This window comes from Pseudomonas sp. CM25 (assembly GCF_013179705.1).
In the GTDB taxonomy this organism is placed as follows: domain Bacteria; phylum Pseudomonadota; class Gammaproteobacteria; order Pseudomonadales; family Pseudomonadaceae; genus Aquipseudomonas.
On the sequence record NZ_JABMCW010000207.1, the window covers coordinates 1 to 10190 of the forward strand.

General features: G+C 62.6%; 6 protein-coding genes and 1 pseudogene. 5 read left to right on the forward strand and 2 right to left on the reverse strand.

The window, feature by feature from the left end:
- The coding region (locus HP546_RS19660) for an AI-2E family transporter (RefSeq protein WP_172228556.1) at window positions 1-833 on the forward strand (833 nt) is incomplete at its 5' end.
- Between the two features lie 100 nt (window positions 834-933).
- Here HP546_RS19660 and phnX read toward each other — a convergent pair.
- Window positions 934-1761: a phosphonoacetaldehyde hydrolase gene (gene phnX, locus HP546_RS19665; RefSeq protein WP_172228558.1), complete on the reverse strand. Its 828-nt coding sequence runs from the start codon at window positions 1759-1761 to the stop codon at window positions 934-936.
- Window positions 1762-1795: 34 nt separating this feature from the next.
- On the reverse strand, window positions 1796-2902 hold the full coding sequence (locus tag HP546_RS19670) for a 2-aminoethylphosphonate--pyruvate transaminase (protein ID WP_172228560.1): 1107 nt from the start codon (window positions 2900-2902) through the stop codon (window positions 1796-1798).
- Between the two features lie 112 nt (window positions 2903-3014).
- Between HP546_RS19670 and HP546_RS19675 the strand changes: the two genes are divergently transcribed.
- The 4 genes and pseudogenes from HP546_RS19675 to HP546_RS19690 form a co-directional block, all read left to right on the forward strand.
- On the forward strand, window positions 3015-3878 hold the full coding sequence (locus tag HP546_RS19675; RefSeq protein ID WP_172228562.1) for a LysR substrate-binding domain-containing protein: 864 nt from the start codon (window positions 3015-3017) through the stop codon (window positions 3876-3878).
- Between the two features lie 64 nt (window positions 3879-3942).
- Window positions 3943-4965, forward strand: a complete 1023-nt coding sequence (locus HP546_RS19680) for an AraC family transcriptional regulator (protein WP_172228564.1) — start codon at window positions 3943-3945, stop codon at window positions 4963-4965.
- Window positions 4966-5042: 77 nt separating this feature from the next.
- Entirely contained in the window at window positions 5043-9530 is a 4488-nt protein-coding gene (locus tag HP546_RS19685) for an NEL-type E3 ubiquitin ligase domain-containing protein (RefSeq protein ID WP_172228566.1), read from the forward strand.
- A gap of 121 nt (window positions 9531-9651) precedes the next feature.
- A pseudogene (locus HP546_RS19690) lies at window positions 9652-10190 on the forward strand (hypothetical protein); the annotation flags it as partial.

A 10190-nucleotide genomic window follows, 5' to 3' on the forward strand; every position in this document is an offset into this window, starting at 1 on the left:
TCATCACCAGCGCGCTGCTGGTACAGGAGGGCGCCACGCTGTACCAGCGCATCGAGAGCGGGGAACTGGACATTGCCGGCTTTGTCGAGCGCGGCAAGGACATGCTCCCGGCGTTTGCCCAGCATGGCCTGGACAACATGGGCATGGGCAACCTGGACGGGCTGCGCGACAAGATCACCAAGTGGGCCACCCAGGGCAGCCAGGTGCTGGCCAGCCAGGCGTTCAACTTTGGCCAGGGCACGTTCGAGTTCCTGATCAGTTTCGGCATCATGATGTACCTGTTGTTCTTCTTCCTGCGTGAAGGCGCCGAGGTCGCCCGACGGGTACGCTTGGCGGTGCCGCTGCCCGAGCACCAGAAACGGCGCTTGCAGTTGAAGTTCAACCGCGTGGTGCGGGCCACGGTGAAAGGCAACGTATTGGTGGCCATCACCCAGGGGGCGCTGGGCGGCTTCATTTTCTGGGTGCTGGATATCCCCAGTGCGCTGGTGTGGGCGGTGCTGATGGCCTTTCTGTCGCTGCTGCCGGCGGTGGGCGCGGGTATCGTGTGGGCACCGGTGGCCGCGTACTTTCTGTTGACCGGGGCGATACTGCCGGGGGTGATCCTGTCCGCGTTCGGGGTGCTGGTGATCGGCCTGGTGGATAACCTCTTGCGGCCGATCCTGGTGGGCAAGGACACGCGCATGCCAGACTATCTCATCCTGGTGTCGACGCTGGGCGGGCTGGCGGTATTCGGGCTCAACGGCTTTGTGATCGGGCCGTTGATCGCGGCGCTGTTCGTGTCCAGCTGGGCGATCTTTGCGGCGAGTAAACCGCAGGTGCAGTTGCCGCAGTAGGGGGTTGCCTTGGTATTTTCAGTGCCTGTGAGACCGAGCGCCGCGAGGGGCGGCGCTCGGTCTCACAGGCGGTGTAGATATTGTAGCGAACCTGGCTAGCTCAAAAGGCCTGTGGCATCTCACCCCTGCCAAGGCGCCGGTTGATGTCGGCAACCACTTCGGGCAGTTCGTTGATGGTGTCGATCAGGTAGTGCGGGCGCGAGCCGGCGAACAGCGTATGGATGCGCTTGCGCTCGCTTTCCAGCTGCTCGGCACTCAGCGCCCGATAGCTTTCCCAGCTCAGCCCCAGGGCGTTGCCCGAGCACACCAGGGCCACGGTCCACATACCGGCCCGGCGGCCTTCGAGAATGCCCGGCACGGTGTCGTCAACCTTCACGCAGGCCGCCACATCGTCAATTCCCAGGGCAATCACGTTGGCCAGGGCCTGGGCCGGCCAAGGGCGACCATTCGGGGTTTCATCGGTGGCCACCACATGGTCGGCCACATAGCCGTTCTGCGCCGCCAGCGCCACCACCTTGTCCATCACCACCTTGGGGTAGCCGGAGCACGAACCGATCTTCAGGCCGCCCTGGCGCAGCCCGGTGAGGGTGTCCAGCGCGCCGGGGATCAGCGCCGAGTGCACGGCGATCTTCTCGATCTGCAGGGGCATGAAGCGGTTGTAGAGGGCGGTGACGTCGTCGTCGGTGGGGGTGCGGCCGAACACCTTGCGGTAGCGCTCGGCAATTTCCGGCACGTCGCACAGGGTGCGAATGTGGTCCCACTTGCCCATGCCCATCGGGCCTCGGGCCTCTTCGATGGACACCTGCACATCGAACTCGGCAAACGCCTCGACAAATATCTGCGTCGGGGCGAAGGAGCCGAAGTCGACCACGGTGCCAGCCCAGTCGAGGATGGCGGCTTGCAGCTGGGTAGGGTTGCTGTAGTTCATGTGCGCTAATTCCTGGATTCGGGTGGGCGGAGGGTCAGATGTCCAGCACTTCCATTTCCCGCAGCACGTCGGCCACGGCATTGACGGCGGCTTGCATGCCGTCCGGCCCGACCACGCCGATGCAGCCGACGCGGAAGGTTTCGACCTGGGTCAGCTTGCCCGGGTAGAGGATGAAGCCTTTGGCCTTGACCCGTTCGTAGAAGTCCTTGAACTGGTAACGGGTATCGTTCGGCGCGTGGAAGGTGACAATGATCGGCGCCTGGATTTCGGCAGGCAGGAAGCTGCGCACGCCGATGGCGGCCATGCCGTCGAGCAGCGTCTTGCAGTTGTCGGCGTAGCGCTGGTGGCGCGCCGGCAGGCCGCCTTCCTCGTTGTACTGCTGCAACGCTTCGTGCAAGGCGGCAACCACATGGGTAGGCGGGGTGAAGCGCCATTGGCCGGTCTTGGCCATGTAGGCGTGCTGGTCATGCAGGTCCATGGCCAGCGAGTGGGCGTTGCCTTCGGCGGCGGCCAGTGCGGTTTTTTCGGCGAAGACGAAGCCCATGCCCGGCACGCCTTCCAGGCATTTGCCGGAAGCGGCGATCAGTGCCTCGAAGGGGATTTCCCGGGCATCGATCGGCAATGCGCCGAAGGAGCTCATGGCGTCGATGATCAGGCGCTTGCCGTGGCATTTTATCACCTGGGCGATTTCCGCCAGCGGGTTGAGAATGCCGGTACTGGTTTCGCAGTGGATCAGCGCCACATGGCTGATGGTCGGGTCGGCGGTTAGCAGGCGGTCGACATCGGCAGCGGTGGTCGGCCGGTCTTCGGCGGTTTCGAAGGTGGTGTAGCTGCGGCCCAGCACTTTGCAGATCTTCGCCAGGCGCTGGCCGTAAGCACCGTTGATCAGCACCAGGACCTTGCCATCGCGTGGCACCAGGGTGCCGATGGCGGCTTCCACTGCAAAGGTGCCGCTGCCCTGCAGGGGCACGCAGTGATGGCTGGCGCTGCCGTCGATGATCGCCAGCAGCTGTTCGCAAACGCTGGCGGTCAGTTGGTTGAAGTCACGGTCCCAGGAGCCCCAGTCCACCAGCATGGCCTGGCGGGTGCGGATCGATGTGGTCAGAGGGCCGGGGGTCAGCAGGATCGGGGCGTTGCTCATGCCGTTATTCCTCGCAAGCGGTGGGCTGAAACTACGAGGCCTAGGTTGCAATTCGCGCTGCCATCAATCAAATTGTTTGTTGTTATCTCAGCTATAAGTCAGGCCGATAGATATGAACCTGTTCCAGTTGCGCGCCTTCGATGCCGTCGCCCGCGAGGGCAGCTTTACCCGTGCAGCGCAGCGCTTGTTCATCAGCCAGCCGGCTGTGACCGGCCACGTCAAGGCGCTGGAAGAGCATTACCAGATCACCTTGCTGCGGCGCACCGCGCGGCGGGTGGAGTTGACTGAAGAGGGCACGCGGCTGGCGGCCATCACCCGCGCCATGTTTGGCCTGGCCGACGAGGCGCAGGCCATGCTCGAGGCCAACCGGCAGTTGCTCACCGGCCGCCTGGAAGTGGCAGCGGACGGCCCGCACCGGGTCATGCCGATGCTGGCGCAACTGCGTGAGCGTTACCCGGGCATTACCGTCAACCTGCGGCTGGGCAATGCCCAGGAAACCCTTGCTGCACTGCTCGGCGAGCATGCCGATGTGGCCGTGCTGACCGAAATCGAGCCGCGCAAGGGCCTGCACCTGCAAAACCTCTGCGAGTCGCGGCTGTGTGCGTTGCTGCCGGCCGGGCACGCCTGGGCTAGCGGAGCAGGGGACTTGCCGTTGGCCTCGCTGCATCAGCAGATCATGGTATTGCGAGAGCCGAGCTCCACCACCCGCCGCACCTTTGACAAGGCCTGCAGCCAGGCTGCGGTCCAGCCGCGGGTACTGCTGGAGCTCGACAGCCGTGAGGCGGTGACCGAAGCGGTGGCTTCCGAGCTTGGCATCGGCGTGGTGTCCTCCACTGAAGTTGCCCACGATCCAAGGGTGGTGGCGCGGCCACTGGCCGGCGAAGGCCTGGTCAACCAGCATCTGATTGGCTGCCTGGAGCGCCGCCGCGAATTGCGCCTGATCCAGGCGTTCCTCGGCTTGGCGGCCGGCGCATGAAGCATGACTGGTGTTTTTTCCAGTGCGGCTTAAGATGGCCGGCACAGAGCAGGCTGGGTGGCCAATGAGCGAGAAAGACACCATCTCCATGCAACTGGTGCGCGAGGCCCTGTTGCAGACTTGCCCGGCCGGGCAGCCCGACCATGCCCTGCTGGTGCGTGCCGGCATCGACAGTGCCCAACTCGACCTGCCCGAGGCGCGGGTCAGCGCCGAGGCTTATGCACGCCTGTGGCGCCTGCTGGCGCGCCGCTGCAACGACGAGTTCTTCGCCATGGACCCACGCGGCCTGCGCAGTGGCAGCCTAGCGTTCATGTGCCGGGCGAGCATGACGCAGCCGACGCTGGGGGATGGCCTGGACACCGCACTGGCATTTCTGTCGCTGATGCTGGAAGACCTGCAACCGGGCCTGGTGCGCCAGCAGGGGCTGGCCGAAATTGTCATCAACGAGCCATGTGACGCGCCGCGTCGGGCGTTCACCTATTTCACCTTCTGGATGATCGTGCACGGCGTGGCCTGTTGGCTGGCCGGCCGCCGTATCCCGATTCTGGCTATCGACCTGCGCTGCGCCGAGCCGCCGTTCTGTGACGACTACCGGGTGATGTTTTCGGAAAACCTGCAGTTCCAGCGACCGCGTACGCGCATGATCATCAGTGCCGACTGCCTCGACCTGCCGCTCAAGCGCACGCAGGCCGAGCTGCAGCGTTTTCTGGCTGAAGCACCGGGCAATATCCTGGTGAAATACCGTGATCCTGCCAGCCTGGGGCGGCGGATCCGTACCGACTTGCTGCACCTGTCACCTGGCCACTGGCCGGACGGTGACACGCTTGCACGGCAGTTGAACCTGTCGCCTTCCACCTTTCGCCGCCGCCTGGCGGAGGAAGGGCAGACTTATCAGGGCCTCAAGGACAGCGTTCGCCGTGAGCTGGCCATCGCCTGGCTGAGCCAGCCCGAGCCTGCCCTGGACGATATTGCAGTGGGCCTGGGGTTTGCTGACAGCAGCTCGTTCTACAAAGCGTTCCGCAAATGGTTTGCCTGTAATCCGGGCCACTACCGTGCCCTGATTCACAAGCGTGGTAGTGGTGGCTAGCCTGCGACACCTTCCCGCTGCCCTGATCCGTGAACAGCGCTCATGTTGACAAGCCGGTCACTAACCAGGATGTCGCCATGTCTCCAGCTGCCTCCCCCAGCAAGCTGCTTCACCCCGCTGAAGATTTTATCGCCCGGCAGTTGCCGGGTTGGCTGAAAGCCGCCACCCCTCAGCAACTTGCCAGGTTGCAGAGCTGCCTCAAGGCTCACCTGGCCAGCCAGAAGCAAATGGCAAGCGTTGCCAGTCGCCTGCTGCCGCTGGATGGTTTTGCCAGGCAACGGTTGGAAAGCGCGCTCAGCCAGGACAGCCAACTGCACCTGAAGGTCGATCTGGACAAGCTGGAGTGGCGCGAGGAGCGTGCGCGGCTGGAGGTCAGCCTGGGTGTGTTGCCCGATTACCAGTCGTACTTCGTACGAGTGCCAGCACTGCAGAAGCTCCTGCAGAACTTCAAGGCGGGTGAGTCCTTTTTCCAGGGGACCGCGCTGACTTGCCCGAAAGGCGAGCAGCCTGAGCAAGTGGTGAGCGGTGATGTGGACCGGCTTGTCAGCCTGTGCCGGCAGGTGGACGTGGGTGCAGCCTATCAACGACATCTGGGAGAGGTGATGAGCACCGGTTTCAGCCAGGCGCTGGCCAAGGACAAGCGCCTGGCGCTTGCAGTAGCGCTGGAAGTGGCCGCAATCAAAAAGCAACTCATGGCCAACGATGTGCACATGCTGCGCCAGCTCTGCAGGGGCCAGCAGCCCACGTTCGGGCACCCTCTGCAGCTGCGCGGTGGTGCGCTGCAAGTGCTGGGTTGCCAGGTTGACGGTGCATTGGCTTTTGAGCTGATCGTGCCGGCACGCAGTCAGTCGACCTTCCCCTTTGGTGACCCTGAACGGTTGAAGCAAGTAGTGCTGTATCTGCCAGATGACCATGCGCAACCCCTGCGCGTATTTGCCAACTGGAACGAGGCGAACCGTGTACTCGCCACTGGGTTGGCTGACAAGGCATACAGGGCAGCGTTCGCGCGCCGTATAGCCCTGAACGACCGAGCGCAATATGAACGTGGCCTGGCTAACCGTTTGCAGGATAAGCAGCCTGATCTGGAACCCCGCAGGGTGCGCGCCACCGGCGATGTCTTTGCGTTGTCGGCAGCGTGGCACATACAGCGCGTCAAGGCCGATGCAGGCTTTCTCGCGGTTCCTACCTCGCAGGCTGATGGCAAGGCCTCGGCGCAGCGCTTACGCGATCTGGAAAGCACCGGGTTGGTGTTGCTCAACCTTGCAGGTCTGTTTGTGCCGGCCATTGGTGCACTGCTGTTGGCGGACCTTGGCAGGCACCTGCTCAGCGATGTCTTCGAAGGTGTACGTGATTGGCAGTCAGGTCATCAGCACGAAGCACTGCAGCATATGCTTCAGGTGGCAGTCAGCCTGGCCACCACCGGAGCGATTGTCATGGGCACGCATTTGGCCCGTAGCGCCTTTGTCGAGGCACTGGAGCCTGTGACTACCGAAGATGGCCGGGCACGGCTGTGGCGCAACGACCTGCAACCCTATCAAGCTGACCCGTTACCCGCTGAGGTAGCTGAAACTGACAATGGCTTGCTTACGGATGGCAAGCGCCATTGGCTGCGGCTTGAACAGGCACTGTACGGGGTGCGGCAGGATGCCAGGGGAGGATGGCGCTTGCGCCATGCCAGTGACCACGAGGCATACGGGCCGGTCGTGCGAAGCAACGCAGAGCGTGCCTGGTTGCTCGGTGGTGAGCGGCCACTGGAATGGCAGGGCGCGGCACTGTTGCTGGGGCGCCTATGGCCGTCGGCGCGCACAGTGAGTGCTGGGCGTGTGGCCCAGATGCTGAGTGTGGCGGATGTCGACGAGGAGTACCTGCGTGGTCTGCTGGTAGAGAGGCGGCGCCTGCCCGTGCAGCTGCGCGATACCTTGGAGCGCTTCGCCGTTGATGCGCGCATGGAAGCGTTTTTCGCCCAGTTGGAGGCAGGCGACGCCGATACCGAATTATGGCAGTGGTGTATCGACCATTTGCAATTGCAGGGGCAGCCGCTTGACGAGCAGGTGATTTCCATACGCCAAGAGGCGGCAAGGGTCCGCGAAGCGATGTTCGAGCATTTTTCAAGCCGCTACCTGGTGAAAGACCCTTTGCAGGCGCTGATACAACGGGACTTCCCAGCGTTGCCAGACGCCTATGCTCTCGATGCTCTTGACCACGCGACCGCAGCTATGCGCTTGCGCATGCAGGCTGAATCACGCATTCCGCTGGCACTCGCTGAACGTCTCCGGGCAACGCTTCAACTGGCACGTCTGACCCGTATGCGTGAGGCCCTGTATCTACCACACAGCTATCGACCCGAGCTGGTGGCCCTGGTGTTTGCCTTGTTGCGTCTGCACGGGCCAGCCGCAGCGGATTTCAACCTGGTGTTACGCCAGGATCGCTATGCCGGGCAAGCGCTGGCGCAGCTGTTCCCGGAGCGGGGAATGAAACAGGAACTGGTGCTGGTCCGGCGAAGCGGCGGTTTCCAGCTTTACGCCGGAAGCCTGGCGTATGAGCGTGAAATTGCCGAACCTCAAGGGCTCTTCGAAGTGCTGGCGGCCTGCTTGCCTGATACTTACCGGTCGCATCCGGGGTGGGCTGGCGCCGATGCGCCGGCAGCTATCCGCAGGCAGATGCAGGCATGGCTCCCCGACGAGCGTGGGCCGTTGCTGCGCTTGCTTGGATGGCGTGAGGCCAGGCCCCAGGCATCGACCATGCAATGCATGGAGGATGGGCGAGCAGGCTATTTGCTGGGTGGCTGTCAGTCGTGCATCAGTAGCCCGGATCGCGTGCTACGACAGCGGGTTCGGGCGTTGTACCCCGGTATCGGCGATGAAGGCACCGAGCACTACATCCAGGCTCTGCTGCTTCAGCCAGGGACTGTGTACGACAATCTGCTGCGCGCAGAACAGGAGTACCGACAGCTCGAGGGCCGCTTGCATGCGTGGGCCCGTGAGACACCCGGCAATCCCCGAGCTCGCCAGCAGGTCGCGGACTCGCTTTGCCGTGCCTGGCAAATGCGCAGCGATCGGTTTTCCCGGAGCATTGATCATCACGCAATGCTCAGCGTAAGCATCGTCGCCGCGCCTGTGGGAAGTCTTCCTGCCCTGCCAGCCGGGACGGATTTTTCCCATGTATCAGAGCTCACCCTCGCGGGGCTTGAGCTTAGCGACGTCCCACGGGGATTTCTCGCCTGCTTCCCGCGTTTACGAAGACTGGAGTTGAGCAATAATGCTTTGACCGAGCTGCCACCCGGGCTTGAGCGGTTGACCGAATTGCGGCAGTTGTTGATGCCGCGCAACCGCATCCGAATCCCTGCTGACCAGGTCAGCGTGCTGGCTCACCTGTCGAACTTGCGTTCGCTGGACCTGAGCAGCAACTTCTTGGGTGGTATCAACCTGCAGTTCAACCAGCTTTCCGGTTTACGGTTTCTGCGGCTGAACAATGCCCGGTTGTTGGCGTTGCCGCCAGGCCTGCAATGGTGCGGACTGCTGGTATTCGCTGACCTGCGCAACAACCAGATCGCCAATCTGCCTGATGCATTGTTCCAGGCCCCTTTGCAACTGCGCCGGGCGTTGCAGCTGGATGGCAACGTACTGCCAGCCGGCACGCTCGAGCGCTTGTATACAGTGGAGCGCCTGTTGGTGACGCCGCGCCTGGAACGTCGCGATCCGGTGAGGGATTTGTGGCTTGGGACCTTGGGGCCTCTGAAGCAGCAGGCCCATGCAACCGTGTGGGATGCGCTGGTTGCCGAACCCGACAGTCGTGAACTGTTTGACCTGCTTGCCAATCTTACGGGAACCGCCGAATTCAGGAAAACGCCAACTGAAATCGGGCGCAGGGTCTGGACCGTGCTACAGGCCTGCCACGACAATACTGCGACACGTATGGCGCTGTTCCACCTGGCTGCGGAACCCACTACCTGCGTTGACAGCGTCGCTACCACGTTCAGCCGTGTCGAAGTACGTATGCATGTTGAACAAGCCATACATGGCGGCGGCCCACTGGTAACGCGCGTTGCCCGCTTGCAATTGGCCAAGCGGCTGTTTCGCGTACACCTGGTTGAAAAAATTGCCCGACGCGATATGGAGGCCCGGTACAACGACGGGCGCTGGGCAAGAGGGGAGCGAGACGAGGAAGAAGTCGAGGTCAATCTTGCCTATCTGAGCCGACTGGCCCAACGCCTGGACCTTTTGGGGCAACCCCGGTACATGCAGTTTGAAAACTTTGCCCAGGTTTCGGCGAGCCAGATCGACGACGCTTACACCGAGGTGCTGCAAACCGAAATGACCGCACAACGTACCATTTTCATCAGTCAGCTAGATTTCTGGGTGGACGTGTTGCGCGCCGAACAGCCTGACGACTTCGATGAGGCTGACGATCACTACAGCACCCTGATGGCAGCGCTGGAGGAGCATAAGAATGTGCTCTCCAGCGAGCAGTACATGCGTCAAGCCAATAGCCTGCGCGACGAACGTGACCGTGCCTTGGGCAACCTTGCGCAACGGCTGACCGTAGCGGCCATGCAAACCCCCTGAGTGCCTCGGACCGAGGTGGCACGCACTGTGCCACCCCGTTCAACCGCAGGCTTTCCCTCTGCTCGCGTTGCACGGGTGAGCAGACCATGAGCAGCTCCCGACCGCCTTTTCAGGAATTGCCATGACGTACGATCGTCGCCCTTCACGGTCTGTAAATGTTCCCCTTGACGGCCTGCACGATGAATTCATCGGCAGCAGGCTGCCGACCTGGCTCAAGCAAGCCACCCAAAGCCAGATACGCGTACTCCGCGATAGCCTCAACGCGCATCATGCAAGCCAGGCGCGGTTACGCGGTATCACCTTGAAGCTGCAGTCGCCCATGCAGTATGCCGAGCAGCAGTTTGCCAGTTTGTTGAGTGAAACGTTGCCTGAAGGCACGTCGCTCTCGCAGCTGGAGTGGCTACAGGTCTATCCTCGTTTCCCCGCCTTCCCGGGGGGCGTGCTGCCGCTCCCAAGGTATGGACAGAAACGCGAGAACGGGGTGTTGCGCCTGATGCGCAACTTTGCTGAGGGTTCGCGTTTCTATCTGGGAACGGGGTTGGTTGCACCTGGGCAGGAACAGGTCCTTTCGGGGGCGAGCGAAAAACTGGTCGTGGCATGCCGTACGCTGGATGCGGGGCAACGCTATCAGGATGAACTGGCAACGCTGTTCGATACAAA